General features: G+C 71.6%; 23 protein-coding genes. 16 read left to right on the top strand and 7 right to left on the bottom strand.

Annotated features, from left to right (window positions below; translation table 11 throughout):
• Positions 1 to 408 precede the first annotated feature (408 nt).
• The 6 genes from ACO2Q3_RS14190 (at position 409) to ACO2Q3_RS14165 (ending at position 10856) form a co-directional block, all read left to right on the top strand.
• Entirely contained in the window at positions 409 to 867 is a 459-nt protein-coding gene (locus tag ACO2Q3_RS14190) for an NUDIX domain-containing protein (RefSeq protein WP_423307545.1), read from the top strand.
• A gap of 139 nt (positions 868 to 1006) precedes the next feature.
• Entirely contained in the window at positions 1007 to 2446 is a 1440-nt protein-coding gene (locus ACO2Q3_RS14185; RefSeq protein ID WP_423307543.1) for an aldehyde dehydrogenase family protein, read from the top strand.
• A 110-nt stretch (positions 2447 to 2556) separates the two neighbouring features.
• Positions 2557 to 4104, top strand: a complete 1548-nt coding sequence (locus ACO2Q3_RS14180; protein WP_423307541.1) for a long-chain-fatty-acid--CoA ligase — start codon at positions 2557 to 2559, stop codon at positions 4102 to 4104.
• 25 nt (positions 4105 to 4129) lie between these two features.
• Positions 4130 to 4543, top strand: coding sequence for a GxxExxY protein (locus tag ACO2Q3_RS14175; protein WP_423307539.1), 414 nt, complete (start codon positions 4130 to 4132; stop codon positions 4541 to 4543).
• A gap of 77 nt (positions 4544 to 4620) precedes the next feature.
• Positions 4621 to 5559, top strand: a complete 939-nt coding sequence (locus tag ACO2Q3_RS14170; protein WP_423307537.1) for an alpha/beta hydrolase — start codon at positions 4621 to 4623, stop codon at positions 5557 to 5559.
• Positions 5560 to 5948: 389 nt separating this feature from the next.
• Complete coding sequence (locus ACO2Q3_RS14165) at positions 5949 to 10856, top strand: beta strand repeat-containing protein (protein ID WP_423307535.1); 4908 nt, start codon at positions 5949 to 5951, stop codon at positions 10854 to 10856.
• Between the two features lie 55 nt (positions 10857 to 10911).
• On the opposite strand, the gene ACO2Q3_RS14160 is transcribed toward ACO2Q3_RS14165, so the two are convergent.
• Positions 10912 to 12213, bottom strand: a complete 1302-nt coding sequence (locus ACO2Q3_RS14160) for an adenosylmethionine--8-amino-7-oxononanoate transaminase (protein WP_423307533.1) — start codon at positions 12211 to 12213, stop codon at positions 10912 to 10914.
• 109 nt (positions 12214 to 12322) lie between these two features.
• On the opposite strand from ACO2Q3_RS14160, the gene bioF reads away from it, so the two are divergent.
• Positions 12323 to 13492, top strand: coding sequence for an 8-amino-7-oxononanoate synthase (bioF, locus tag ACO2Q3_RS14155; protein ID WP_423307531.1), 1170 nt, complete (start codon positions 12323 to 12325; stop codon positions 13490 to 13492).
• A gap of 26 nt (positions 13493 to 13518) precedes the next feature.
• The gene (bioD, locus tag ACO2Q3_RS14150) at positions 13519 to 14211 is read left to right on the top strand and encodes a dethiobiotin synthase (RefSeq protein ID WP_423308007.1); all 693 of its coding nucleotides are present in this window, start codon (positions 13519 to 13521) and stop codon (positions 14209 to 14211) included.
• Here the strand turns inward: bioD and proC are convergent.
• From proC to ACO2Q3_RS14135, 3 genes are all read right to left on the bottom strand, one after another.
• Complete coding sequence (gene proC, locus ACO2Q3_RS14145) at positions 14208 to 15002, bottom strand: pyrroline-5-carboxylate reductase (protein WP_423307529.1); 795 nt, start codon at positions 15000 to 15002, stop codon at positions 14208 to 14210. The genes bioD and proC overlap by 4 nt on opposite strands.
• 198 nt (positions 15003 to 15200) lie before the next feature.
• Positions 15201 to 15710, bottom strand: coding sequence for a YbjN domain-containing protein (locus ACO2Q3_RS14140; protein WP_423307527.1), 510 nt, complete (start codon positions 15708 to 15710; stop codon positions 15201 to 15203).
• Positions 15711 to 15900: 190 nt separating this feature from the next.
• The gene (locus ACO2Q3_RS14135) at positions 15901 to 16128 is read right to left on the bottom strand and encodes an accessory factor UbiK family protein (protein ID WP_423307525.1); all 228 of its coding nucleotides are present in this window, start codon (positions 16126 to 16128) and stop codon (positions 15901 to 15903) included.
• A 111-nt stretch (positions 16129 to 16239) separates the two neighbouring features.
• On the opposite strand from ACO2Q3_RS14135, the gene ACO2Q3_RS14130 reads away from it, so the two are divergent.
• From ACO2Q3_RS14130 to ACO2Q3_RS14110, 5 genes are all read left to right on the top strand, one after another.
• Positions 16240 to 16623 (top strand): VOC family protein, encoded by a 384-nt coding sequence (locus ACO2Q3_RS14130; protein WP_423307523.1) that lies wholly within the window; start codon positions 16240 to 16242, stop codon positions 16621 to 16623.
• Positions 16620 to 17351 carry a type I pantothenate kinase gene (locus tag ACO2Q3_RS14125; RefSeq protein WP_423307521.1) on the top strand — a complete coding sequence of 244 codons (732 nt, stop codon included), beginning with the start codon at positions 16620 to 16622 and terminating at the stop codon, positions 17349 to 17351. The genes ACO2Q3_RS14130 and ACO2Q3_RS14125 overlap by 4 nt, the downstream gene beginning before the upstream one ends.
• A gap of 93 nt (positions 17352 to 17444) precedes the next feature.
• Positions 17445 to 18098 (top strand): superoxide dismutase, encoded by a 654-nt coding sequence (locus ACO2Q3_RS14120; protein ID WP_423307519.1) that lies wholly within the window; start codon positions 17445 to 17447, stop codon positions 18096 to 18098.
• 82 nt (positions 18099 to 18180) lie between these two features.
• Positions 18181 to 19248, top strand: a complete 1068-nt coding sequence (locus tag ACO2Q3_RS14115) for an alpha/beta hydrolase (protein ID WP_423307517.1) — start codon at positions 18181 to 18183, stop codon at positions 19246 to 19248.
• A gap of 57 nt (positions 19249 to 19305) precedes the next feature.
• Entirely contained in the window at positions 19306 to 20271 is a 966-nt protein-coding gene (locus tag ACO2Q3_RS14110; RefSeq protein ID WP_423307515.1) for an ROK family protein, read from the top strand.
• A gap of 206 nt (positions 20272 to 20477) precedes the next feature.
• On the opposite strand, the gene ACO2Q3_RS14105 is transcribed toward ACO2Q3_RS14110, so the two are convergent.
• Entirely contained in the window at positions 20478 to 21821 is a 1344-nt protein-coding gene (locus ACO2Q3_RS14105; RefSeq protein ID WP_423307513.1) for an ATP-binding protein, read from the bottom strand.
• Positions 21821 to 22513 carry a response regulator gene (locus tag ACO2Q3_RS14100; protein ID WP_423308005.1) on the bottom strand — a complete coding sequence of 231 codons (693 nt, stop codon included), beginning with the start codon at positions 22511 to 22513 and terminating at the stop codon, positions 21821 to 21823. The genes ACO2Q3_RS14105 and ACO2Q3_RS14100 overlap by 1 nt, the downstream gene beginning before the upstream one ends.
• Before the next feature lie 69 nt (positions 22514 to 22582).
• On the opposite strand from ACO2Q3_RS14100, the gene nhaA reads away from it, so the two are divergent.
• Genes nhaA through ACO2Q3_RS14085 form a run of 3 tightly spaced genes read left to right on the top strand, consistent with a single transcriptional unit; the run spans position 22583 to position 25279 of the window.
• Entirely contained in the window at positions 22583 to 23776 is a 1194-nt protein-coding gene (nhaA, locus tag ACO2Q3_RS14095) for a Na+/H+ antiporter NhaA (RefSeq protein WP_423307511.1), read from the top strand.
• 11 nt (positions 23777 to 23787) lie between these two features.
• On the top strand, positions 23788 to 24330 hold the full coding sequence (locus ACO2Q3_RS14090) for a TetR family transcriptional regulator (protein WP_423307509.1): 543 nt from the start codon (positions 23788 to 23790) through the stop codon (positions 24328 to 24330).
• A gap of 19 nt (positions 24331 to 24349) precedes the next feature.
• Positions 24350 to 25279, top strand: coding sequence for a crotonase/enoyl-CoA hydratase family protein (locus ACO2Q3_RS14085; RefSeq protein WP_423307507.1), 930 nt, complete (start codon positions 24350 to 24352; stop codon positions 25277 to 25279).
• Here the strand turns inward: ACO2Q3_RS14085 and ACO2Q3_RS14080 are convergent.
• Positions 25203 to 26042: an alpha/beta fold hydrolase gene (locus ACO2Q3_RS14080; RefSeq protein ID WP_423307505.1), complete on the bottom strand. Its 840-nt coding sequence runs from the start codon at positions 26040 to 26042 to the stop codon at positions 25203 to 25205. The two genes, ACO2Q3_RS14085 and ACO2Q3_RS14080, sit on opposite strands and share 77 nt — an antisense overlap.
• Positions 26043 to 26044: the final 2 nt, after the last annotated feature.

Raw genomic sequence — 26044 nt, 5'->3', positions numbered from 1 at the left:
GGCGGCCATTGCGGGCTCCAAGCCTTAGAGAGACGCCCGGCTTTAGCGAGCGCCGCCGACCGCCGCAAGGGCGGGGGGGCCAGCAGCTTCCGCCTTTGGAACCACGAACCACACGAACCACACGAAAGGGTCCCCCAAAATTCCGCCTATCCCGACGAAGGTCGGGACCCAGGCAAGAGCTTGAAATTGCTGGGCTTGGGCCCAGTCTGGCGCCGAAAGCTCCTGCCCGTGGCGAGTCGTGCTTAGGCCCCGGCCTTCGCCGGGGTGAGCGGTGAGCGTGGGGTCGAATACGGCTCTGTTCGTGTGGTTCGAGTGGTTCGTGGTTCAAATATAGGCCCGCGACGCCGCAGCTCGCGGCGGCGCCATACGCCACCGAACCGCGCTATCCTCGGCGCCATGTCCTGGCGCATGCGTTTCGAACCCATCCTGCGGCCGCTGTACCGCGCCGCCGCCCGTCGCACCCGCGCCATGACCCTGGGCGTGCGGGGGCTGGTGACCGACGCCGAGGGGCGGGTGCTGCTGATCCGGCACACCTATGTGAAGGGCTGGTACATGCCCGGCGGCGGGGTCGAGCGCGGCGAGACGGCGGAAGAGGCGCTGGAGCGCGAGCTGCTGGAGGAGGCGGGGGTGCGCATGACCGGGCGGGCGCGGCTGCTGTCGTTCCACTCCAACCACGTGCGGTTTCCCGGCGACCATGTGCTGATCTACCGGGTGGAGGCCTGGGAGGCGACGACCCCCACCCAGACCGGCGAGATCGCCGAGATCGCCTGGTTCGCGCCCGACGCCCTGCCGGACGGCGTCACCCCCTCCACGCGCCGGCGGATCGAGGAAGCGCTGGATGGCGAGGCGCCGCATCCGCACTGGTGAACGCCCTCGCGCCGCTCAGTTCGTTGTTTTCCGCAACGGCAGTCTTCCCCTCTGAACCGCGATCACTAATATGCGCCGCCGAACGGCTCCCCGGCCGCGAAGGCCGGGGGCGATAAGGATGGGGCCCAAGGAGCAGCGCATGCGCGAATACATGAAATTCTACATCGACGGCGAATGGGTCGACCCGGTCACCCCGAAGAGCCTGGACGTGATCAATCCCGCGACCGAGGAAGTCAGCGGTCACATCTCCGCCGGCTCGGCCGCCGACGTGGACAAGGCCGTCGCCGCCGCCCGCAAGGCCTTCGAGACCTACTCGCAGACCACCCGCGAAGAGCGCATCGAGCTGCTGCAGCGCGTGCTGGCGGAATATCAGAAGCGCTTCCCCGACGTGGCCGCCGCCATCACCGAGGAAATGGGCGCCCCGGTGTCGCTCGCCCAGCGCGCCCAGGCCCCGATCGGCATGGCGCACATCGCCACCGGCATCGAGGTGCTGAAGAACTACAAGTTCGAGGAAGACCGCGGCCCGACCCGGATCGTCAAGGAGCCGATCGGCGTCTGCGGCCTGATCACCCCCTGGAACTGGCCGATCAACCAGATCGCCTGCAAGGTGGTGCCGGCGCTGGCCACGGGCTGCACCATGGTGCTGAAGCCGTCGGAAGAGTCGCCCTATTCGGCGATCATCTGGGCCGAGGTGATGCATGCCGCCGGCGTGCCCAAGGGCGTGTTCAACCTGGTCAACGGCACCGGCCCGGAAGTGGGCGCGGCGATCTCCAGCCACCCGGGCGTCGACATGGTGTCCTTCACCGGCTCGACCCGCGCCGGCGTGGAAGTGGCCAAGGCGGCCGCGGCGACGGTGAAGCGCGTGGCCCAGGAGCTGGGCGGCAAGAGCCCGAACATCATCCTCGACGACGCGGACTTCAAGTCGGCGGTCGGCGGCGGCATCCGCTCGGTGATGAACAACTCCGGCCAGTCGTGCAACGCCCCGACCCGGATGCTGGTGCCCTCCAAGCGCATGGGCGAGGCGATCGCCATCGCCAAGGAAGCCGCCGAGTCCACCACCGTCGGTGACCCGAACGGCAACGCCCAGCTGGGCCCGGTGGTCAACAAGACCCAGTGGGAGAAGATCCAGCGCCTGATCCAGGCCGGCATCGACGAAGGTGCGACCCTGGTCGCCGGCGGCGTCGGCCGTCCGGAAGGTCTGGACAAGGGCTACTATGTGAAGCCGACGGTGTTCGCCAACGTGAACAACGAGATGACCATCGCCAAGGAAGAGATCTTTGGCCCGGTGGTGTCGATCCTCGGCTACGAAACCGTCGACCAGGCGGTGGAGATCGGCAACGACACCGAGTACGGCCTGGCCGCCTACATCTCCGGCACCGACATGAACAAGGTCCGCGAAGTGGCCTCCAAGCTGCGCGCCGGCCAGGTGTCGATCAACGGCGGCGGCGGCGACATGACCGCGCCGTTCGGCGGCTACAAGATGAGCGGCAACGGCCGTGAGTGGGGCGACCACGGCTTCACCGAATACCTCGAGCTGAAGGCGGTGCTGGGCTACACGCCCAAGCAGGCGGCGGAATAATCCGCTTCCAGCCTTCGTAGGCTTTCAAGACCCCTTCCCGACACGCTCGGGAGGGGGTTTTTCTTTGCCTGAAGATCCAGAACGCCAACGAGCCCAGGGAGGGCCGCCCCGTGATCGACATTCGCTGCGTCGCCGACATCGCGCGCATCCAGGGCCGCGAGCGGCCGGACGCCGAGGCCCTGTGGTTCGAGGGGCGCTCGACGAGCTATGCCGAACTTGACGCAGCGTCCAGCCGTTGCGCCCACGCCCTGATGGACGCCGGGGTGAAGCCGGGCGACCGGGTGGCGGTGCTGGCCAAGGGCAGCGACGACTTCTTCGTGCTGTGGATGGGCTGCCTGAAGGCGCGGGCCTGCCTGACGCCGGTGAACTGGCGCCTGGCGCCGCCGGAGATCGCCTTCATCCTGCGCGACGCCGGCGCCCAGGTGCTGGTCTGCGGCGAGGCCTTCGCCGGCGTGGCGGCCAGCATCCTGGAGCACACCGAGGTGCATCACCTGGTCCAGATGGAGCCCGGCCATCCGCGCTGGCCGGACTTCCGCGCCTGGATCGCCGGCTATCCGGCGACCGACCCGGACCTGCCGCCGGACCTCTCCGACGACGTGATCCAGCTCTACACCTCCGGCACCACCGGCCTGCCCAAGGGGGTGCAGCTGACCGAGGCCAACTATCTGGCGGTGTTCGACTCCGCCACGCGGCAATGGGCCAGGTTCGAGGCCGGGGACGCGGCGCTGGTGGCCATGCCGCTGTTCCACGTGGCGGGGGCCAACATGGGCATGCTGGCCCTGCTGCAGGGCGCGCGCGCCGTGGTCATGCGCGAGGCGGACCCGGCGGCGATCATGGCCCTGATCGCCGAGCACCGCATCAAGCAGGCCTTCCTGGTGCCGGCGCTGATCAACATGATCCTGCAGCATCCGGACGCCGACCAGGCCGACTTCGGCCCGCTGGAAAAGGTCTACTACGGCGCCTCGCCGATCTCGGAAGAGGTGCTGACCCGCGCCCAGGCCCGCTTCGGCGCCAGCTTCACCCAGCTCTACGGCCTGACCGAGACCATCGGCATCGGGACGTACCTTTCGCCGGAGGCCCACGCGGAGGGCCGGCTGCGTTCGTGCGGCGTGCCCTCGCCGGGCGTCGAGCTGCGGGTGATGACCGAGGGCCGGGCCGCGGCCGTCGGCGAGGTGGGCGAGATCGAGATCCGCTCGGCCGGGGTGATGAAGGGTTACTGGAACCGCCCCGACGCCACCGCCGAGGCGATCGACAAGGACGGCTGGTTCCGCACCGGCGACGCCGGCTTCCTGGACGCCGACGGCTACCTGTACATCCACGACCGGGTGAAGGACATGATCGTCTCCGGCGGCGAGAACGTCTATCCGGCCGAGGTGGAGAACGCCTTGTTCAGCCACCCCGCCGTCGCCGACGCGGCGGTGATCGGCGTGCCGGACGAGCGCTGGGGCGAGGCGGTCAAGGCGGTGGTGGTGCTCAAGCCCGGCGCGGACGCCGACGCCGCGGCGATCATCGCCCACTGCCGCCAGCGCATCGCCGGCTACAAGACCCCCAAGTCGGTGGACTTCGTCCCCGTCCTCCCCCGCAACCCCTCCGGCAAGGTCCTCCGCCGCGAACTGCGCAAGCCCTACTGGGAAGGCAAGGGGCGCCTGGTCGGGTGAGGAGCGGCAAAGCTGGCGCGCGGCGATGCAGGATGATTTGAACCACGAACCACACGAACCACACGAACGGGTGCTGTTCCGCGAGGAAGTCTTTCGGATCCAGGGCGCGGTGTTCGAGGTGAACAGGGTGATGGGCGGCGGCTTCCTGGAGGCGGTCTATCAGGAGTGCCTCGCTATTGAGTTCGCTGCGCGGGCCATCCCCTTCAAGGCGAAGCCCGGCTTGGCGATCGTCTACAAGGGGGTGACGCTGGCTCAGGCCTACGTCCCCGATTTCCTGTGCTTCGATGGGATCATCGTGGAGCTGAAGGTCGCGCGTGACCTCGCGCCCGAGCATCGGGCGCAAGTGATCAATTATCTGAAAGCGACCGGGCTTCGCCTCGGATTGCTGGTAAACTTTCCGCCGGGATCGAAAGCGCGCATCGAGCGGCTTGCGGTCTAGTTTGTTCGTGTGGTTCGTGTGGTTCGTGGTCAAACAAGAAACGATCGGTCGCAGCGGCCGTAGCCCAGGAGTCTGAGATGTCCATGGATCCGCACATCAAGGCGATGCTCGACGAGCAGGCCGCCGCCGCGCCGGCCGAGGCGCCGCCGCTTTCGGCGATTCCGCCGGAGATGGTGCGCATGGGCTATCGCATGCAGCGCCAGGCGCAGAACCAGGCCAGCGCGCCGCAGGATGTCGAGGCGAAGGATCTCAAGGTCGCCGGCGCCGCGGGCCCGATCGCGGCGCGGCTCTATACCCCGCCGGGCGCCGAGACGCCGGGCGCCCTGCTGGTCTATTTCCACGGCGGCGGCTTCGTGATCGGCGACCTGGAAACCCATGACGGCCACTGTCGCCGGCTGGCGTCGTTCTCCGGCGCCCGGGTGCTGGCGGTGGACTATCGGTTGGCGCCAGAGCACCCTTTCCCGGCCGGCCACGACGACGCCCTGGCAGCGACCCGCTGGGCCTTCGACCACGCCGCCGAGCTCGGCGTCGACCGCAATCGCATCGGCGTCGGCGGCGACAGCGCCGGCGGCAACCTGGCGGCGTCGGTCTGCATCGACCTGCGCGACGACCACACCCGGCCGCTGAAGTTCCAGCTGCTGCTCTATCCGGCGGTCTGGCCGCACACCTGGACGCAATCGCGCGAAGACCGCGACGGGCCGGTGCTGACCAAGGCGGCGATGGCCTGGTTCGAGACGGCGCTGGCCGCCGCCGGCCACCCGTGCGAGCTGCGCATGGCGCCGGCGCGCCAGGACGACCTCTCCGGCCTGCCGCCGGCCTTCGTCGCCACCGCCGGCCACGACCCGCTGGAGCACGAGGGCCGCGACTACGCCGCCGCGCTCAGCGCCGCCGGCGTGCCGGCGCACCACGCCAACTATCCGGCGCTGGTGCACGACTTCTACATCATGGGCGATGTGTCCCCGGCGGTGATCGACGCCGCCCGCGAGGCGGCCGAGGCGATTCGCGCCGCGCTGTAGGCAGGCGGAGCGGGCGGTGCCCGCTCCGTCACACACGCGCCCGGCGATGCTGGACGCGTGGGGCGTTTCCTCTCCGGGGGGCGGCGAGCGCCAAACCTGCATCGGCCGCTGCACTCGGCAGGCCGGGGCGGCGTAGGGGCGTATCGCGCTCCAGATCCGTGGCGTTCCGAACACGGACGAAGCGCCGTCGAACCAACCGAAGCCGGCGCTTTCGCCAAGCTCCATTCAGGGTTGACGGCCGCCTGTTCGCCGACATCAATATTGCGGGATCGTAGGGGGCGTAGCGTGCTTCGTAACAATCGACATCGTCCGGCGGTTCGCCGGCGTGTCGCAGTTGCGTGTCATCTCGTCGGCAGATGCCCCTTCGCCAGCGCCCGGGAGACACCGCAGTGACCAGCACGCCCACCTCGATCTTCATCGCTGACGACGGTGTGCACGGTCGCGAGCTGTGGCGCACGGACGGCACGGCTGCGGGCACCGTGCTGCTGGCCGACATCAATCCCGGGTCGGCCAGCTCGTCGATCAGCATGGTCGCCAATATCGCCGGGGTCGAATACTTCATGGCCAGCACCGGCTCCGCTCAGGAGCTGTGGCGCACTGACGGCGCCAGCTCCGGCACCTACGCCCTGACCACCGGGAGCATGACGGTGTCCGGGGTCCTGGCGGTGGCCGGCAACACCGTGGTGATGACCGGCGGCCTCAACGGCCAGACCAGTGGGCTTGTGGTCAGCGACGGCACGGCGGCCGGGACGCGATTCATCGCCGCGCCGTTCAGCTTCTCGGGCGCCGCCGTGTTGGGCCACAAGGTCATCTATGAGGGCTCGGACGGGGTCAACAGCGGCATGTTCTCGGTGGACATGACGACCGGCCTCGTCACCTTCCTGGGCGCGGCGTCGCGCGTATTCGTCTCGGCTGTCACCCCCACCGAGGTGCTGTTCGCCAGCGCCGACGACACCAGCCACCGCCTGTGGGCCACCGACGGCACCGTGGCCGGGACGGTGGCGCTCGGCCCGCCGCAGGCGATCAGCGTCCTCAACAGCAACCCGATCCCGGTCACGGCGCTCAACGGCAAGTACTATTTCACCGGCACGGACGCCGCCCACGGCGCGGAGCTGTGGGTCACCGACGGGACGGCGGCGGGCACGAGCCTCGTCTCCGACATCCAGGCCGGATCGGGCTCGTCGGCCCCGCACATCCTGGGGGTGGTGAACGGGCGGCTGATCCTGGAGGCGGCCGGCGACAGTTCCGGAAACCAGCAGCTGTGGTCGTCGGACGGCACGGCTGGGGGGCTGGTGGAACTGACCGCGCTGGACCATGCCATCGCCAGGGCGACCATCGCCGCGACCGGCGACAAGCTCTACTTCACCTACCAGGGCGCGCACGCGGGCGACGGCACGTTCATCACCGACGGCACGACGGCGGGCACGACCCAGATCGCGAACGTCACGGCCGACGGCTTCCACAACATCTTCCAGGCCGGCGCCGGCTACGTGTTCGAGTCCAACGGCGCCGTCTACCTGACGGACGGCACGCCCGCCGGCACGCACCAGCTGGCCACCGGCGACCTCTCGGGCGCCGTCGCGGTGATCCTCGGGGGCAAGTCATACTTCTCGCTGGCCGGCGAGCCCTGGGTCAGCGACGGCACGATGGCCGGCACCCACCTGATTGCCGACATCAATCCAAACGGCGCCTCCAACCCCAGCTTCAGCCTCCTGGAGGGGCAGGTGCTGTTCACGGCCGACGACGGGAGCACCGGGGTCGAGCTGTGGACGACCGACGGAACCGCGGCCGGCACGCACCAGCTCAAGGACATCAACCCGCCCTCGCCGAGCGGCTCCCTGGCCATCGACCAGTCCCAGCTGGTCCAGGGTGGGTACGGGTCCAGCGTGGCGGCCTGGGGCGCCGAGCTGCTGTTCGTCGCCAGCATCAACGGCCAGGCCCCCAAGCAGCTGTTCCTGAGCGACGGCACGCAGGCCGGCACGATCGACCTGTCGCCGATCTCCGACAACGTCGGCGGCGAGCCGATCACCAGCCTGGCCGTGGTCGGCAACGAGTTGTTCTTCACCAGCGCCACGGCGGCCAACGGCCGCGGCCTGTGGGCCACCAACGGCACGGCGGGCGACGCCCACCAGATCGCCGGCGGCCGCCCCATCGACCTGGTCCCCTTCGCGGGCAAGCTGTTCTTCGTCGGCTCGACCTCGGCCGGCAGCGGCCTGGTCACGGCCGACGGCGTGGCGGCGGATACGGCTCTGTTCTACTCGGGCGACGTCCAGCGCGCGCCCGTGGTGCTGGGCAACCAGTTGATCTTCTTCGGCGGCTCCAACGGCCAGGACACGCTGATGGCGACCACCGGCGCCCCGGGCTCGGTCACCACCCTGGGCCCGGCCGGCGCCACGTTCGACTTCTACAATCAGCTGGACCTGGTGGTCTCCGGCAGCCACGTGTTCGCGGCCATGACCAGCGCGTCCGGCGATGAGCTGTGGGTCACCGACGGCACCGCGGCCGGCACGCACCAGGTGGCCGACATCGCCGCCGGCTCGGCCAGCGGCAAGCCCACGGGCATCGTCGCCTTCAACGGCGGCGTGCTGTTCATGGCCAACGACGGCGTGCACGGCCAGCAGGTCTGGTACGCCGATAGCACGGGCGCGAACGCCTTCGCCCTGAACGGCGGCCTGACCGGCGCCTCGACCATCAACGGCTTCGCGGTCGTCGGCGGCGTGGCCTATTTCGCCGGCACGGACGCGACCCACGGCACGGAGCTGTGGAGCTTCGACGGCACATCGAACGGCGCACACCTGGTGGCCGACCTGGCCGCCGGCGGGGGCAGCACCTATCCGTTCGGCCTCGTGGCCTTCAACGGCGCGGTCTATTTCGCCGCGACCACCGGCGGCGTGAACCACATCTGGCGCAGCGACGGCACGTCCGCCGGCACGACCCAGCTGAGCACCGCCACAGTGGGCACGGGCCTGGCGCAACCTCAGCCGCTGACGGTGGCCGGGGGCAAGCTGTTCTTCTTCGGCACGGACCAGGCGCACGGCGCGGGCCTGTTCGTCTCGGACGGGACCAGCGGCGGCACCACCTTCCTGCACGCCCTGACCACAGCCGACAGCTTTATCGCGGTGGGCGGCGAGCTCTACTTCGAGGCCTCCGACCCGGTGAACGGCCAGGAGTTGTGGAAGTCCGACGGCACGGTGGCCGGCACCGTGGCGGTGACCAACACCGTCCTCGACGCCGGTTCGTCGCCGCAGCCTGTGCTGCCGCTGAGCAACAGCCGGCCGCTGACAGGCACGGCCGGGGCAGACGTGCTGATCGCCGGCGCGGGCGACCACCTGCTGCAGGGGCTGGCGGGCGCCGACACCCTGTACAGCGGTCCGGGCAACGACACACTGGATGGCGGCGCGGGGACGGACACCGCGGTCTATGCCGTAGCCTCCACCGCCGCGACCCTGACCCACAACGCCGACGGGACCTGGACGGTCAGCAGCAGCGTCGACGGCGTCGACACCCTGCGCAACATCGAGAAGGTGCAGTTCACCGACCAAACCGTCACCCTGGGCCCGCCCACGCCGGCGGCCGGGGACTTCAACGGCGACGGGGTTTCCGATGGGCTGTTCCGCAACTCGGCGGGGGGCCTGGCCAACTGGCAGCTCTCCGACACGGCGATCACCGCCGGCGGGACGATCGGCAATCCCGGAACGGGCTGGTCCGAGGCGGGCCTGGGCGACTTCAACGGCGACGGGACGAGCGACGTGCTGTTCCGCAACCTGTCCGGACAGATCGCCGCCTGGACGATCTCCGGGACCACGGTGACCGGCAGCGGCAATATCGCCAACCCGGGCGCGGCCTGGAACGTGGCTGGCGTCGGCGACTTCAACGCCGACGGCCACGCCGACATCCTGTTCCGCAACAACGACGGCACGCTGGCCACCTGGGACCTGTCGGGCACGCATATCACCGGCGGCGGCACGCTGGGCAATCCCGGCGCGGGCTGGATGGTCAAGGCCGTGGGCGACTTCAACGGCGACGGCCACGCCGACGTGCTGTTCGAGAACACCGCGGGCCTGTTCGCCACCTGGCAGCTGAACGACGCGGCCATCACCGGCGGCGGCAACATCGGCTCGCCCGGCCAGGCCTGGAGCTTCGTCGGGACCGGCGACTTCAACGGCGACGGCAAGAGCGACCTGCTGTTCCAGAACGTCGACGGAACCCTGGCCACCTGGGACCTGTCGGGCACGGCGATCGTCGGCGGCGGCACGCTGGGCAATCCGGGCGCCGCCTGGAGCCTGGTGGCGATCGGGGACTACAACGGCGACGGCAAGAGCGACCTGATGTTCCGCAACGTCGACGGGACCATCGCCACCTGGGACCTGAACGATACGGCGATCATCGGCGGCGGGACCGTCGGCAACCCCGGCTCCGGCCAGACGCCGCTGGGCCTGACGCACGAATTCACCTTCCCGACTTTGGTGTTCCACAACACCAACGGGACCCTGGCCACCTGGGACGTGAACGGCGCCGCCATCGTCGGCGGCGGCGCGCTGGGCGATCCGGGGTCCACCACCCTGAAGGTGGCCGGCGACTTCAACGGCGACGGCGAAAAGGACCTGGCCTTCCAGGCGGCGGACGGGAGCGTGGCCACCTGGCTGACCGACGGATCGCACGAGATCGGCGGCGCCAACCTGGGCAACCCGGGCGCGGGCTGGGGCCTGGTCGGCGCGGGCGACTTCAACGGCGACGGCGCCTCGGATCTGCTGTTCTTCAACGCCTCAAACGGCCAGTACGCCACCTGGGACGTGCACGGCCTGGCCAAGGTGGGCGGCGGCAACCTGGGGACGCCCGGCGCGGGCTATACGTTCGCCGGCGTGGGCGACCTGGACGGCGACGGCAAGGCCGACATCGTCTTCAAGGCGGCCGACGGCAGCTATGCCGCCTGGCTGATGGACGATACCCACATCCGGTCCGGCGGCGCGATCGGCAATCCGGGCGGGACCTGGACGCTCAAGGCGATCGGCGACCTCAACGGCGACGGCAAGGCCGACATGCTGTTCGAGGACGCCAGCGGCGAATACGCCAGCTGGGACCTGAACGGGACCCAGATCATCGGCGGCGGCGACATCGGCAACCCCCATGGAACCTGGGCCTTTGCCGGCCTTGCCGACCTGAACGGCGACGGCCGCGCCGACATCCTGTTCCAGGACGCCAGCGGCAATCTCGCCTATTGGGCCCTGAACGACGCCCACATCATCGGCGGCGGGACCATCGGCAACCCGGGCTCCGGCTGGACGCTGGTGGGCTAGGCGGCCGGCGATCCACGGCGCTTCACGGGGCGGAGGAGTTCCGCCCTCGCTCGCCTTACCCTGCCACCACCTTGCGGATGGCCCCCGTCAGCAGCGCCAGGTCCTCGTCACCGATCACGAACGGTGGGGTCAGGTACACCACCTTGCCCATCGGCCGGATCCAGGCGCCCAGCTCGGCGAAGCGCCGGCACAGGTCGCCGGACTCCACGGGCCGGTCGAACTCGACCACCCCGATGGCGCCCAGCACCCGCACGTCCACCACGCCCGGCGCGCCGCGGCAGGGCTCCAGTCCGCGGGCCAGGGCGGCGGCGATGTGGGCCACCTGGCCCTTCCAGGCGCCCGTCTCGAACAGGTCGAGGGAGGCGTTGGCGGCTGCGCAGGCCAGGGGGTTGGCCATGTAGGTCGGCCCGTGCATCAGCGCCGCGCCGGCGTCGTCCGACCAGAAGGCGTCGAAGACGCGGCGGCTGGCGATCGCCGCCGACAGGGGCAGGGTCCCGCCGGTCAGCGCCTTGGACAGGGTGACGATGTCGGGCGTCACGCCCGAGCCGGCGCAGGCGAACAGGTCGCCTGTGCGGCCAAAGCCGGTGAAGATCTCGTCGAACACCAGCAGCACGTCGTGCGCATCGGCGAGGCGGCGCAGGGTGGCGAGCACAGCGTCGTCGTGGAACAGCATGCCGCCGGCGCCCTGCACCCGCGGCTCGACCAGGATCGCGGCGATGCCGGCGCCGTGCTCGGCGAGATAGGCGTCCAGCGCGGTAGTGGAGGGGCCGTCGACGGGCAGAGCCACGACGTGCTGGGCCGGCATCACCCCGGCGAACAGGCTGTGCATGCCCTCTTCCGGGTCGCACACGGTCATAGTGCCCAGGGTGTCGCCGTGATAGCCGCCGAGGAACGACAGGAAGCGGCTGCGGCCGGCCACGCCGCGGTTGATCCAGTACTGCAGCGCCATCTTCATGGCGATCTCGACGGCGACGGAGCCGGACTCGGCGAAGAACACATGATCCAGGTCGCCCGGCAGCAGGGCCGCGAGCCGCGTCGCGAGGCGGTAGGCCGGCGCGTGCGCCAGCCCGCCGAACATCACGTGCGCCACCCTGCCCAGCTGCTCCTCGACCGCCGCCCGGATGTGCGGATGACCGTAGCCGTGACAGGTGGTCCACCACGAGCTGATGCCGTCCACCAGCTCGCGGCCGTCCTCGAGCACCAGCCGGCAGCCTTCCGCGCGGGCCACCGCCAGGGGCGGCGGCGCGGTCTTCATCTGGCAGTAGGGCCGCCAGACGTGGGGCGCGCCGGCGTCCAGCCAGGCGGGCGAGGCGGCCGGGCGGCCGGTGTGGGCGGCGGCGGAGATGTCGTCGGGCATGGTTGTCCTTTCCGAGGCGGCGCCTCTCTAACGCGACTGACCCTGCGTGCGGTGTGAGAAAACTTGCGCCGACCCCCAGCGTGCGGGGCCTTGCGCCGGGACGCCCCAGATGCTGCAACCCGCGGCCGTGACCGACACCCTGACCGCCTTCGCCGAATCCAAACTGGCCGCCCTGGACGCCCAGAGCCTGCTGCGCCGCCTGCAGCCCACCCGGCGCGAGGACGGCCTGTGGGTGGAGCGCGGCGGGCGGCGGTTGCTGAGCTTCTCGTGCAACGACTACCTGAACCTGTCGCATCATCCGGCCGTGAAGGCGGCGGCCGTGGCGGCGATCGAGGCGCATGGCGCCGGCGCGGGGGCCTCGCGGCTGGTCACCGGCGATCATCCGCTGCTGGCGGCGCTGGAGGCCCGGCTGGCGCTGCTGAAGGGGACCGAGGCGGCGTGCCTGTTCGGCTCCGGCTACCTCGCCAACACCGGCCTGATCCCGACCTTAGTGGGCCCCGAGGACGTGGTGTTCGTCGACGCCCTGGCGCATTCCTGCATCTGGGCCGGCGCGCGGCTGTCCGGCGCGATGGTGATCGCCTTCGAGCACAACGACGTCGAGGACCTCGCCCGACGCATGGTCGAGGCCCGGCCCGGGGCCCGCCGCGCCCTGGTGGCCACCGACGGAGTGTTCTCGATGGACGGCGACCTGGCGCCGCTGCAGGCCCTGAGCGACCTCTGCGCGGCGCACGACGCCTGGCTGATGACCGACGACGCCCACGGGGTGGGGGTGCTGGGCGACGGCGCGGGCTCCGCCGCCCTGGCGCCGGACGCACGCATCCCTCTGCAGATGGGCACCCTCTCCAAGGCCCTGGGCAGCTACGGCGCCTATGTCTGCGCCAGCGGCCCGGTGGTCGACCTGCTGAAGAGCCGGGCGCGCACCCTGGTCTACTCCACCGCCCTGCCGCCGGCGAGCGCGGCGGCGGCGCTGGCGGCGCTGGACGTGATCGAGACGGACCCCGACCTCTGCGGCCGGCCGGTGCGCAAGGCCCGCGCCTTCACCCGCGCGCTGAACCTGCCGGACGCCGCCAGCCCGATCGTGCCGATCCTGCTGGGCGACGCCGAGCGCGCGCTGGCGGCGGCGCGGGCGCTGGAGGACCAGGGCTTCCTGGCGGTGGCCATCCGCCCGCCCACCGTCCCGGCCGGGACCGCACGCCTGCGCCTGGCCTTCACCGCCGGACATTCCGACGAGGCCGTGGCCGAACTGGCCGGGGCCGTTCGCCGCCTGCTGGCCGCCTGATCGGGCGCCGCCAAGGAGTTCGCATGATGCCTGCCCTGTTCGTCGCCGGCGCCCACACCGACGTGGGCAAGACCTATGTCGCCTGCGCCCTGATCCGCGCGGCGCGCAAGCGTGGCCTGTCGGTGGATGCGCTCAAGCCCGTGGTCAGCGGCTTCGACGACGACGACTGGGACGCCAGCGATCCGGGCCGGCTGATCGAGGCGCTGGGCTGGCGGCGCACCGCCGACACCCTGGCGGCGCTGTCGCCCTGGCGCTACCGCGCGCCGCTGTCGCCGCCGATGGCCGCCAGCCTGGAAGGCGCCAGCCTGGATTTTCATGACGCCGTGCGCGCCTGCCGCCGGCGGCTGTTCGACACCACCGCCGAGCTGATGATCGTCGAGGGGGTCGGGGGGCTGATGTCGCCGGTCACCCATGATCACACCGGCCTGGACCTGATGGCCGCCCTGGCCGCGCCGTCGGTGATGGTCGGCGGCTCCTACCTCGGCGCGATCAGTCACACCCTGACCGCCCTGGCGGCGGCGCGGGCGCACGGCGTCGACATCCGCGTGGTGGTGGTCAGCGAGAGCGCCACGGGCGACGCCCCGTTCGCCGAAACGGTCGAGAGCGTGGCCCGGCTGGCGAAGGACCTGCCGGTGGTGGCGGCGCCGCGCGACGGCGGCTTCGGGTTCGCCGACCGCGTGCTGGACGAGTGCCTGGGCGAAACGCCCTCGGCGCGTTAGCCGCCAAGTTCCTTCGATCGCGCCACGGCGGCGGCCACCGCGCGGTCGAGCAGGGGGCCGAAGCCGGCCTCGCCCATCAGCACGTCCAGCGCCGCCTGGGTGGTGCCGCCCGGCGAGGTGACCTGCCGACGCAGTTCCGCCGGATCCTCGCCGCTCTGGGCCAGCAGGGCCGCGGCGCCGGTGATCGTCGAGCGCGCCAGCGCGCGGGCGGCGTCCGGGGCCAGCCCAGCGCGGGCGCCGGCGGCTTCCAGCGCTTCGATGAAGGCGTAGAGATAGGCGGGGGACGATCCGGAGACGGCGGTCGCCGCGTGCATCAGCGCCTCGTCGTCGAGGTCGACCACCATGCCCACCGGCGCGAACAGGCTGTGCGCCCGGGCGCGGGCGACCTCGCTGGCGGCGTAGATGCTGGCGGTGCCCATGCCGATGGCGGCGCCCGTGGTCGGCATCACCCGCGCCACCGGCCGGCCGCCGAACGCCTCGCCGATCGGCCCGGCGCCGACGCCGGCGGCGATCGACACGACCACCGCGTCGGGCGCGAGCAGCGGCGCATAGGCCTCGGCCGCCGCCTTCCACATCTGCGGCTTGACCGCCAGCAGCACGGTCTGCGCCTGGGCCAGCACCTTGTCGGGCGGGTTGAGCTGGGCGCCCGCGGCGCCGGCGGCGCGCGCCTCGGGCGGCGCGGCGGGATCGACGATGATCAGGTCGGAGGGCGTGAACGCGCCCGCCTTGGTCCAGCCGGAGATCAGGGCGCCGCCCATGCGGCCAGCGCCGAGGAGAAGGATCGGTGTCATGCGCCCGGCGATACGCCGCCGGGGTCGCGGAGGGAAGGGGGCGAGACCCGCCCTCCCGGCCTGTCATCCCGGAAAGCCGCGCAAGCGGCTTATCCGGACCGCCGGAAGCGCGGAAATGTCGTTGCGGCTGACGTCGGCGTCTGCCGCGGTCCCGGATATCCGCCAAGCGGATTTCGGGATGACAGACGCAAGTTTGGCTCAGGCCCGGCCGACGGTCTCGAACATGCAGGCGGCCATGGCGTCCTCGGGGGACCGGCCGCCGGCGATCAGGAAGTCGAACGCCGGGTAGAAGCGGTCGGCCGCCTCCATCGCCGCGTCGATCATCGAGGCGGTCTGCGCCATCGTCGGGCGCTCGCCCTCGGGCAGGGCCAGGGAGTGGCGGAACACGACCTCGCCGTCGTCGGCCCAGATCTCGAAGTGCCCCAGCCAGACACGCTGGTTGATCAGGTTGATCAGTTCGAACGCCGCGGCCCGGCGCGCCTTGCCGGCGCGCAGATCCACCGAGCAGCACAGCTGCAGGCAGTCGGCGTCCGGCCGCCAGGCGAACCACAGCTCGTAGTCCTTCCAGTCGCCGGTGAGGGCGAAGGCCAGGTCACCGTCTTCGGTGCGGTCGAAGGTCAGGTTCTCCGCAGCCAGAACGCGCTCGACAACTTCGAGCGGATCCATGGCCACCAGCACGTCGTCTTCTTCCGGGCGGGGTATGTCCATGAGACTCTTCGCGTCCTTCAGCTTCGATGGCGGCCCATTGATCGGCCCTGGCCGCACGCCGGTGAATCGCTAACGGACGTTCACCCTAGTCTGCTTCGCCCCCTCCGTAAGGGGCTTCTTGTCTCGGGCGAGCAGCGCTCGCCCGGTCCGGGTCCGACGAGGGGGTCAGCGCCCCCCACGGACCCCGACTTCACCCGTCCTTAGAGGATTTCAGCGCGGCGATCTCTGCGCGCAGTGTCGCAACCTCCGCCTTCAGCACCTCGAATTCCTCGCGGCGGATCAGGTCGAGGTCGGCGGCCCAGCGGTCGGACTGGGCGCGGAAGGCGGTCTTGGCCTCTTCGCCCGCCGCCTGGGCGAGGCCCACGGCGGCCTGGGTGAGCTTGGCCATCTCGTCGAGAAAGGGGTTCTGGGATTGCATGTCCCCTTATATGGCAAACCAAGTGTGAATTGCGAAGAGGCGCAGCGCCTCGCCATGGGCCTGTGCGGGCGCTATGGGGCTGAAAGATACGAATCGGGAGCCGCGGCGGCGATGATCATCGACCTCAACCACGTCAACATCCTCACCGACCAGGTCGAGGAGACCGCCGCCTTCTTCGAGCGGGTGCTGGGTCTGAAGGCCGGCTACCGGCCAGACTTCGACTTCCACGGCGCCTGGCTCTATGCCGGCGAACGGCCGCTGATCCACCTGCAGACGCCCGGGTCGTCGAAGAACCGGGCCACGGACGCGCCGGTCGGCCAGGGGGCGCTGGACCACGCCTCGTTCGAGGTGGCCGACATCGCCGTCGCGCGTGAGCGGCTCAAGGCCAACGCCGTGACCTTCCGCGAGACGCGCTCGCCGGACGGCCGCAACGACCAGATCTTCTTCCGCGATCCCAACGGCGTGGTGATCGAACTGATCGCGAAGGTGGCGTGAGCGCCCTGGCTGTGGCGAGCGATCCGCGACTGACCGCGGTGGCCGGCCGGCTGCGCGACCGCCGGCCGGCGGCGGGTCCGCTGGTGGTGGGCCTGACCGGCAGCGTCGCCTCCGGCAAGAGCACCTTCGCCGCCTCGCTGCAGCAGGCCGTCGCGGCCTGGCCCGAGCGTCCGCGGGTGGAGCTGGTCTGCACCGACGGCTTCCTGCGGCCCAATGCGGAACTCGATGCCGCCGGACTGACCAACCGCAAGGGTTTCCCCGAGAGCTACGACGTCGAGGCGCTGCGGGGCGCGCTGGCGGCGGTGCGCGCCGGCCCGGCGGTGTTTCCGGCCTATTCGCACGTCACCTACGACATCGACCCCGCCCTGGCCCGCACCGTGGACAGCCCCGACGTACTGATCGTCGAAGGCCTGTCGCTGCAGATCGACCCGCCGCCCGTGGACGTGCTGATCTATCTGCAGGCCGAAGAGGCCCTGCTGGAGACCTGGTTCGCCGACCGCTTCATCGGCCTGTGGCGCGCGGCCGAGCACGACCCGGCCAGCTTCTACGCCCGCTTTCGAAACATGGACGAGGCGGGCGCGCGCGCCTTCGCGGGCATGGTGTGGGCAGGCATCAACCTGCCGAACCTGCGCGAGCATATTTCTCGCGCCAGGGCGCTGGCGCAGCTTGTGGTGACCAAGGGACCGGGCCATGTCATCGCCGCGGTCGAGGAACGGTTCGGCGCCTAGCGGCCGTCTCGAACGCATCGCGACCTTTTCGTCCAAGTCGGCAACCCAGGCCCCTCCTAGAGGGTTCCCCTGCCGACCCCTTAGGAGTGCCCCATGTTCAAGCTGCCCGACCTCCCCTACGCCTACGACGCCCTGCAGCCGACCCTGTCGGACAAGACCCTGCACTTCCACCACGACAAGCACCACGCGACCTACGTCAACACGCTCAACGATCTGCTGCAGAAGGCCGGCAAGAGCCCGTCCTCGCTGGAAGAGGTGATCATCGAGTCCGCGCGTGGCGGCGAGAAGAAGGTGTTCAACAACGCCGCCCAGATCTGGAACCACACCTTCTTCTGGACCTGCATGACCCCGCGCATGGCGGCGCCCACCGGCGATCTTTCGGACGCCATCACCCAGGCCTTCGGCGGCGTCGAGCAGCTGAAGACCGCGTTCGTCGCCGAGGGCGTCGGCCACTTCGGTTCCGGCTGGGTGTGGCTGCTGGCCGAAAAGGGCGGCGCGCTGTCGATCAAGTCGACGCACGACGCAGAGGACCTGGTCACCCAGGCCGACGTGACCCCGCTCTTGGTCTGCGACCTGTGGGAACACGCCTATTACCTGGACCATCAGAACAACCGGAAGGGCTTCCTGGAGGCCTGGTTCGACGCCCTGCCGAACTGGGAATTCGCCGCCGCCCAGCTGGCCGCCGCCAAGGGCCAGGGCGCGGCCTGGCGCCACCCCGCGCCGGTTCCGGCCGAACAGGTCGCCTAGATCGCTTCCGCGGGCGCCTTGCGCCCCGGATGACGGCTTGATCCTATCGCTCCCGGCGCGACCCCGCGCCGGGAGCTTTCGCATGGGCGACCCCCGCTTCGTCGGCCTCACCTCGCGCGGGGCGCCGCGCGCGGGCGCGGGCGGCCACCCCTGCCAGGGCCTCTACTGGACCGGCGATCAGCCGCGCCCGGCGGTGGCGGTGATCGCCAGCCACTACAACGTCGACTTCGCCGAGCATTACATCGCCCCCTATTTCGCCGAGCGCGGCTTCGGGTTCCTGGGCTGGAACACGCGCTACCGCGGGGCCGAGGACCTGTTCATGCTGGACCAGGCCCTGGCCGACATCGGCGCCGGCGTGCGCTGGCTGCGCGAGGTCGCCGGCGCGCGCACGGTCGTGCTGCTCGGCAATTCCGGCGGCGGCTCGCTGATGGCGGCCTACCAGGCGGCGAGTCTGGGCGACGACGCGCTGCCCGGCGGCGATCTCTACATCTCGCTGAACGCCCATCCCGGCCGGCCCGAGGTGCTGACCGCGTGGCTCGATCCGTCGGTCACCGACGAGACGGACCCCCTGGCCACGGACCCGGCCCTGGACGCCTTCGACCCGCGCAACGGGCCGCCCTACGCGCCGGACTTCATCGCCCGCTACCGCGCCGCCCAGGTGGCGCGCAATCACCGGATCAGCGCCTGGGCCCGCGCCGAGCTCGCCCGGCTGAACGCGGCGGGCGTTCCCGACCGCATCTTTCCCCTGTTCCGCACCTGGGCGGACCTGCGGTTCATGGACCCGGCCATCGATCCGTCCGAGCGGCCGTGCCCGGCCTGCTACGCCGGCCCGCCTGCCCGGGCCAACCGCCAGCCGGTGGGGCTGGGGCGCAGCAACACCCTGAAGACCTGGCTGTCGATGTGGAGCCTGGAGGCGTCCGCGTGCCGCGGCGCCGAGCAGCTGGCCAAGCTGCAGCTGCCGGCCCTGGTGGTGCAGAGCCTGGCCGACACGGGGGTGTTTCCGTCCGACGCCCAGGCGGTGTTCGAGGCCGTCGCAGCCGCGGACAAGACGCTGAAGCTGGTCCCCGGCGCGCACTATTTCGAGGATGCGCCCGACCGGCGGGCGGCGGTCGCCGACCTGATGGCCGGCTGGATCCGCGAGCGGCTCTAGCGCTCGGCGCCGCCGGGCGGCTAAGAGGCGCTGTTTCGGGGCGGTGCGGACGGTTTCGTGAGCATTCTGGTTTTCGATCTCGGCGGCACCCACCTGCGCGCCGGCGCCTGGGTCGACGGGCGGCTGCAGGCGATCGCGCGCCTGCGCAGCGACACCGTGCGCGGCGCGGGCGACTTCATGCCCCGCCTGGAGCGCGCGGTCTCCGACCTGGCTGCGCAGGTGATGCAGGGCGCGGCCCCCGAGGCGGTGTCCATGGCGGTGCCGGGTCCGGTGCACGACGGGATGGTCGAGCGGCTGCCGTCGCTGGTCGGGCCTTCCTACGAGGGCGGCGTCGACTTCGCGGCCCTGGCGCGTCGGCTCTGGCCGGGCGCCCCGGTGTCGGTGTGCAACGACCTCACCGCGGCGGGTCACCTCTATGTCAGTCGCGGCCACCCGGATTTCGGGGTGCTGACCCTGGGCTCCGGCGTCGGCGGCAAGCTGTTCATCGATGGCCGCCCGCTGCTGGGCCGGCTGGGCTTCGGCGGCGAGATCGGCCACTGGCGGGTGCCGGGCGCCCCGCCGACGGCCTGCGACTGCGGCGGCAAGGGGCACCTGTCGGGGCTGTCGTCGGGCCGCGGCGCCCTGCGCCTGGCGCAATGGCGCGCCGCGCACGACCCGGACGGCTTCCTGGCCAGCGCCCTGGCCGGTCCCTGCCGGGGGGATGCGAGGGCCCTGACGCCGGAGGACCTGGTCACGGCCTTCCACGCCGGCGACGCCTGGGCCGCCGCCAGCCTCGCCGAGTCCGCCGAGCACCTGGGCGCGGCCATCGCCGCCCTGGGACTGGCGGCCGGACTGGAGGTGTTCTTCCTCACCGGCGGCTTCGCCGTGGCCGCGGGCGAGCCCTTCCGCGCCCAGGTCGCCGCCGCGGCGGAGACCTACGCCTGGCGCACCGGCCAGGACTGGAACGAGGGCGTCCGCCTGGCGGCGGCGGACGAGGAGCCGGGGCTGCTGGGCGCCGGCTGGTTCGCCCGGGCGATGGCGTAGGCAGTCAGCCGTCTCGTCGTGGCCATGCGCCCCCTCCGTCGCTCAGCCCTTTCGGGCTGAGCGCCACCTCCCCCGCTGCGCCTTCGGCTCCGCATGGGAGGAGGAACCGCGCCTGACCTTCTCCTCCCCTGCGTAGCGCAGCGAAGCGGGGGAGGTGGCAGACCGCGAAGCGGGCTGACGGAGGGGGCGCAAGGCCGGCGACGGAACTACCCCGGCAGCCGCACCACCGCGCGAAGGCCGCCCAGCGGGGACTGGCCGAGGGTGACTTCGCCGCCGTGGCCGCGGGCGACGTCGCGGGCGATGGCCAGGCCCAGGCCGACGCCCTTGGCGTTCTGGTTGCGCGCCTCGTCCAGCCGGCCGAACGGGGTAAAGGCCTCCTCGAAGCGGTCCGGCGGGATGCCGGGGCCGTCGTCGTCCACCAGGATCTCGACCCCGCCGGACGGGGTGGCGTGGGCGGCGACCTCCACGTGCTCGCCATGCACGGCGGCGTTCATCACCAGGTTGACCAGGGCGCGCTTCAGGGCGTTGGGGCGGACGCTCGCGGTCAGGCCGGACTGGGCCGCCACCCGCACCTGGGCGCCGGCGCGGATCGCGCCCTCTGAGACCTCCAGGATCAACCGCTTCAGGTCGATGCTCTCGACGTGCTCGCCGCCCTCGCCGCGGGCGAAGGCGAGATACTCGTCGATCATGTGCTCCATCTCGGCCAGGTCGGCCTTCATCGCCGCGGTGCGCTTGGTGGGCGTGGCCAGGGCCAGCTCCAGCTTCAGCCGCGTGAGCGGCGTGCGCAGGTCGTGACTGACCGAGGCCAGCAGGGCGGTGCGCTGGTCGACATAGCGCTGGATGCGCAGCTTCATGGCGATGAACGCCTGGGCGGCGCGGCGCACCTCCCGCGCGCCGTGCGGGCGGAACGAGGAGTCGGCGCCCTTGCCGAACGCCTCCGCGGCGTCGGCGAGCCGCTCGATGGAGCGCACCTGGTTGCGGATGAACAGGATCGAGACGCTGGTCAGCAGCACCGTGGCCACGGTCAGCCACAGGATGAAGATATGCCCCTGGGTGGCGAACACCCGGTCCTTGGGCGCGATGATCCGCAGCGTTCCGCCCTTCACCTTCACCCGCACATCGACGTAGTGCGGGAAGCGCTCGGCGTCGAACCAGAAGGGGGCGTCCAGCCGCTCGGCCAGCGCCTTCTGCAACGATCGATCGACGGCGACGAACAGGCTCGGCCGCTTGCCTCCCGGCAGCTCGGCGCCGTCCTGGAAGGCGATCGACAGGTCGGCGCTCTGCTGGAAGCGTCCGGAGAGCCGGGCGAGGCCGGCCGGGGTCGGGTCGTCGTCGTAGGCGCGCACCGCCATGGCCACGTCGCCCGCCAGCCCCTCGGTCAGGCGGCTGTTCACCGTCTGCCAGTGGGCGTCGAAGAAGGCCCAGGTGACGCCGATCTGCATGATCGCCACCGGCAGCACGATGATCATCAGGCTGCGGGCGAACAGCGTCGCCGGCGCGCGCCGCTTGAGCATGCGCCAGAACCAGCGGGGCCAGGGCGTCAGGCGCATCAGTCCGGCGCCAGGCGGTAGCCGACGCCGCGCACCGTCTGCAGGTAGCGGGGGTTCTTGGGATCGGCCTCGATCTTGCGGCGCAGGCGGGTGACCTGGATGTCCACGGCCCGGCCGGTGGGATCGGCGCTTTCGCGCGCCAGCTCCAGCCGGTCGACGGCCGCGCCGTGCGCCCGCGCCAGCTGGCGCAGCAGCTGGGTCTCGGCCTCGGTCAGCCGCACCGGCGCATCGCCGCGATAGAGCTCGCCGCGGCCGGGATCGAAGGCGCAGACGCCCAGGCTCAGCGGCCGGCCCACCGGCGCGACCGCCCGGCGCAGGATCGCCTCGATGCGCAGCAGCAGCTCCTCCGGCTCAAAGGGCTTGGGCAGATAGTCGTCGGCCCCCTGACGCAGGCCCTCGATGCGGTCGTCCGGGTGGCCGCGAGCGGTCAGGATCAGCACCGGCGTCAGGCCGGAGGCGCCGGGCCGCCCGCGCAGCCAGCGGGTGAAGGCCAGGCCGTCCTCGCCGGGCATCATCACGTCCACCACCAGCAGGTCGAAATCCAGGGTCTCCAGGAACCGTCGAGCCATGGCGGCGTCCTGCGCCGCGGCCACGCGGAAGCCGGAGCGGGCCAGGTATTCCTTCAAGAGGTCGCGGATGCGGTCGTCGTCATCGACCACCAGGATGTGTCTGTCCGCCGCGTCGGCCGTCATCGCCATGTCCGACCTTATAGGCCGACTTTTGGGGCGGCGCGACGGCCGCGCGCGTGCTACCGGCAGGGCATGGCGCGCCGTCTGACCCTGGACTTCGTGAGGACCGCTTCGGGCTCCGGCCTGCTGCTGGCGGCGGCCGCGCTGCTGGCGGTGATCTGGGCCAATTCCCCGTTCGCGCCCCGCTATTTCGGCTTCATCCAAGCCGAGATCCCGGTGCGCGTCGGCAGCTTCGCCCTGACCAAGTCCGTGGGCCACTGGGTCAGCGACGCCCTGATGCCGGTGTTCTTCCTGGTGCTGGGCATGCAGGCCAAGTTCGAGGTGCTGCGCGGCGAGCTGTCCAGCCCGCGCCGCCTGGCCCTGCCGCTGGCGGCGGCGCTGGGCGGGCTGCTGGTTCCGGCGCTGACTTTCCTGGCGCTGAATCTCGGCGTGCCGCGCACGGCCGGCGGCTGGGCGACGCCGATGGCCACCGACATGGGCGTGGCCATGGCCGTGCTGAGCGTGGCCGCGCCGCGCCTGCCGCCGCCGCTGCGCATCTTCCTGCTGACCGTCTCCCTGGCCGACACCCTGGTGGCGGTGGTGGTCAACGGCGCCCTGTTCGCCGGCGACGTGCACTGGAAGGCCCTGGCCGGGGCAGGGCTGGCGCTCGGGCTGCTGGCGGTGATGGGCTGGTGGCGGCGCGCGCCGTTCCTGTTCTACGCGGCCGGCTTCGTGGTGGTGTGGGCCTTCACGATCGACAGCGGCGTCTCCACGGCCCTCGCCGGCGTCGCCTGCGGCCTGACCGTGCCGATCGGCGCCCGCCGCCCTGGCCAGGACAGCATGCTGACCTACTTCATGGACAGCATGCACCCCTACGTCGCCTACGCGGTGCTGCCGCTGTTCGCCTTCACCTCGGCCGGCTTCGCCTTCCGCGGCCATTCGCCCGACCAGCTGCTGGCCCCGGCCCCGCTGGGGGTGGGCCTCGGCCTGCTGCTCGGCAAGCCGCTGGGCGTGTTCGGCTTCTCGCTGCTGGCCGCGGTGCTGCGCATCGGCCGACGGCCGACCGGGGTGACCTGGCTGGAGCTGCTCGGCGTGGGCTTTCTCAGCGGCATCGGCTTCACCATGAGCCTGTTCGTCGGCTTCCTGGCGTTCGGCGACGACCCCCTGGCCCGCACCCAGGTGCGCCTGGCGGTGATCGCCGCCTCCGTGGTCGCGGCGGGTCTCGGCGGCGCCCTGCTGGCCATGGCCGAGCGGCGACGCGCCGATCTCGGCGACGACGCCTTCTGAGGATCAAGATGATGACCGACAACGACGACATCCTCGACCGGGCGGCGGACGCAGCCCTGGCGCTGGCGGCGGAGCGGCCGTGGCGCGAGGTCTCCCTGCGCGACATCGCCGAGCGGGCGGGAACGCCGCTGCCCGAGCTCTACGCCCGCGCCGCCAGCAAGTGGCGCCTGGCGCAGCGCATCTCCGACCGCTTCGACCGCGCGGCGCTGGAGACCGCGGCAACGCCTTCAGACGACCTGCACGACCGGCTGTTCGATGCGGCGATGGCGCGGATCGAGGCGATGGAGCCGCACCGCGCGGCGCTCACCGCCATGGTCCAGGCCGACACCCCGGTGATGCTGCTGCCGCATCTGCCGCGCACCGCCCGGGCGATCCTTGAGGCGGCGGGCATCGACGCGACCCCGCCGCGGCTGCTGGCCATGACCGCCGTCTGGGCGCGCGTGGTGCAGGTCTGGCGCGACGACGAGGGCGCGCTGAACCGGACCATGGCCGAGATCGACAAGCGCCTGAAGCAGATGCGCAGCCAGCTGTCGCGCATCCGGCAGGGATTCTAGGTTCCGAGGGGACGACGCCATGGACTACCGCTCGATCGCCTACGCCGTGGACGGCCGGGTGGCCACGATCACCCTCAACCGGCCTCACCGGATGAACGCCATCGACGGCGCCATGCCGCGCGAGATCGCCGCCGCCGTGAGCCAGGCCAACGCCGACGACGGCGTGCACGTGATCGTGCTGACCGGCGCCGGGGAGGGGTTCTGCGGAGGCTACGACCTGGTCGAGTACGCCCAGACGCCGGGCGCGCGCCCGGGCTCGCAGCTGGGCGGCCGCCAGGGCGGAGCCGGCCCGGCGGCCGAGGGCAATGCGCCCGCCGACCTGCCGTGGGACCCGATGGCGGATTTCTACGGCATGTACCGCAACACCCAGGACTTCATGAGCCTGTGGCGCTCGTACAAGCCGACCATCGCCAAGGTGAACGGCCCGGCGGTGGCCGGCGGCAGCGACATCGCCCTGTGCTGCGACCTGGTGGTGATGGCCGACGAGGCCCGCATCGGCTACCCGCCGGCCCGCGTCTGGGGCTGCCCGACCACCGCGATGTGGATCTACCGGCTGGGGGCCGAGAAGGCCAAGCGGATGCTGTTCACCGGCGACCTGATCTACGGCCCGGAGGCGGCGGAGATGGGCCTGGTGCTGGAGAGCGTGCCGCGCGCCCGGCTGGACGCCCGGGTCGCCGAACTGGCCGCCCGCATGGCGGGCGTGCCGCGCAACCAGCTGATGATGCAGAAGCTGATGATCAACCAGGCCTACGAGAACATGGGCCTGGCCTCCACCCAGATGACCGCCACCCTGTTCGACGGCGTCACCCGCCACTCGCCGGAGGGCGTCTGGTTCAAGCAGCGCGCCGAGGACGCCGGCTTCAAGCAGGCGATCAAGGAGCGTGACGGCGGCGACCCGATCGCCGAGGGCTGGAGCCGGCCGTTCTCGCGGGGCGGGGGGACTGTCTAGCACTCACAGCGGAAGCCCCCTCCGCCACCTCCTCCACCGCTGCGATCAGCCGCGCGATGTCCTGCGGCCGGGACAGGCGGTGGTCGCCGTCGCGGATCAGGGTGAAGATCACGTCGGGGCCCTTCAGGGCGTTGGCCAGTTCCAGGGCGTGGGGCCAGGGCACGTCGGGGTCGGCGCCGCCCTGCAGGATGCGCACCGGCGCTGTGATGGGAATCTCGGAGTCCAGGATCGACCAGCGGGCGCCGTCCTCCAGCAGGGCGCGGGTGATCGGATAGCCGTCGGGGTCGTAGGCCGAAGGTCGGGTCCAGCGGCCGTCGCGGGCGATCGCCTCGTGCGCCTCGGGCGGCAGGCCGGGGCCCAGCAGGCGGCTGGTGAAGTCGGCGGCCGGCGCGACCAGCACCAGCGCCTTCACGCGCTCGGGCCGGACCATGGCCGCCAGCAGGGCGATCCAGCCGCCCATCGACGAGCCGACCAGCACCAGCGGCCCTTCGGTCAGGCGGTCGATCACCGCCAGGGCGTCGCCGCGCCAGCGGGTGATGGTCCCGTCCTCGAAGCGGCCGCCGGAGGCGCCGTGGCCCAGGTAGTCGAAGCGCAGGTAGCCGCGCCCGCCCGCCGCGGCCCAGTCGGCCAGGGCCGAGGCCTTGGTGGCGGTCATCTCGGAGTGGAAGCCGCCCAGCCAGACCACCGCCGGGCCGGCGCCGTCCTGGCGCCGCCAGGCGATCTCGACCCCGTCGTGCTCCAGCCTGCCCGCGGATTCGCTCATCC

Source organism: Caulobacter sp. KR2-114 (assembly GCF_049446115.1).
Taxonomy (GTDB): Bacteria; Pseudomonadota; Alphaproteobacteria; order Caulobacterales; family Caulobacteraceae; genus Acaudatibacter.
The sequence above is the reverse complement of the archived record's forward strand: the minus strand, read 5'-3'. Positions and strand labels throughout refer to the sequence as shown.

Excerpts from the sequence above, each read along its gene's own strand:
- ACO2Q3_RS14160 (WP_423307533.1), bottom strand. The coding sequence starts at position 12,213 with ATGCCCGACGACATCTCCGCCGCCGCCCACACCGGCCGCCCGGCCGCC.
- bioF (WP_423307531.1), top strand. The coding sequence starts at position 12,323 with ATGCTGCAACCCGCGGCCGTGACCGACACCCTGACCGCCTTCGCCGAA.
- ACO2Q3_RS14120 (WP_423307519.1), top strand. The coding sequence starts at position 17,445 with ATGTTCAAGCTGCCCGACCTCCCCTACGCCTACGACGCCCTGCAGCCG.
- ACO2Q3_RS14100 (WP_423308005.1), bottom strand. The coding sequence starts at position 22,513 with ATGACGGCCGACGCGGCGGACAGACACATCCTGGTGGTCGATGACGAC.
- ACO2Q3_RS14080 (WP_423307505.1), bottom strand. The coding sequence starts at position 26,042 with ATGAGCGAATCCGCGGGCAGGCTGGAGCACGACGGGGTCGAGATCGCC.
- bioD (WP_423308007.1), top strand. The coding sequence starts at position 13,519 with ATGCCTGCCCTGTTCGTCGCCGGCGCCCACACCGACGTGGGCAAGACC.
- ACO2Q3_RS14135 (WP_423307525.1), bottom strand. The coding sequence starts at position 16,128 with ATGCAATCCCAGAACCCCTTTCTCGACGAGATGGCCAAGCTCACCCAG.
- ACO2Q3_RS14085 (WP_423307507.1), top strand. The coding sequence starts at position 24,350 with ATGGACTACCGCTCGATCGCCTACGCCGTGGACGGCCGGGTGGCCACG.
- ACO2Q3_RS14090 (WP_423307509.1), top strand. The coding sequence starts at position 23,788 with ATGACCGACAACGACGACATCCTCGACCGGGCGGCGGACGCAGCCCTG.
- ACO2Q3_RS14170 (WP_423307537.1), top strand. The coding sequence starts at position 4,621 with ATGTCCATGGATCCGCACATCAAGGCGATGCTCGACGAGCAGGCCGCC.
- ACO2Q3_RS14190 (WP_423307545.1), top strand. The coding sequence starts at position 409 with ATGCGTTTCGAACCCATCCTGCGGCCGCTGTACCGCGCCGCCGCCCGT.
- proC (WP_423307529.1), bottom strand. The coding sequence starts at position 15,002 with ATGACACCGATCCTTCTCCTCGGCGCTGGCCGCATGGGCGGCGCCCTG.
- ACO2Q3_RS14115 (WP_423307517.1), top strand. The coding sequence starts at position 18,181 with ATGGGCGACCCCCGCTTCGTCGGCCTCACCTCGCGCGGGGCGCCGCGC.
- nhaA (WP_423307511.1), top strand. The coding sequence starts at position 22,583 with ATGGCGCGCCGTCTGACCCTGGACTTCGTGAGGACCGCTTCGGGCTCC.
- ACO2Q3_RS14140 (WP_423307527.1), bottom strand. The coding sequence starts at position 15,710 with ATGGACATACCCCGCCCGGAAGAAGACGACGTGCTGGTGGCCATGGAT.
- ACO2Q3_RS14105 (WP_423307513.1), bottom strand. The coding sequence starts at position 21,821 with ATGCGCCTGACGCCCTGGCCCCGCTGGTTCTGGCGCATGCTCAAGCGG.
- ACO2Q3_RS14175 (WP_423307539.1), top strand. The coding sequence starts at position 4,130 with ATGCAGGATGATTTGAACCACGAACCACACGAACCACACGAACGGGTG.
- ACO2Q3_RS14185 (WP_423307543.1), top strand. The coding sequence starts at position 1,007 with ATGCGCGAATACATGAAATTCTACATCGACGGCGAATGGGTCGACCCG.
- ACO2Q3_RS14130 (WP_423307523.1), top strand. The coding sequence starts at position 16,240 with ATGATCATCGACCTCAACCACGTCAACATCCTCACCGACCAGGTCGAG.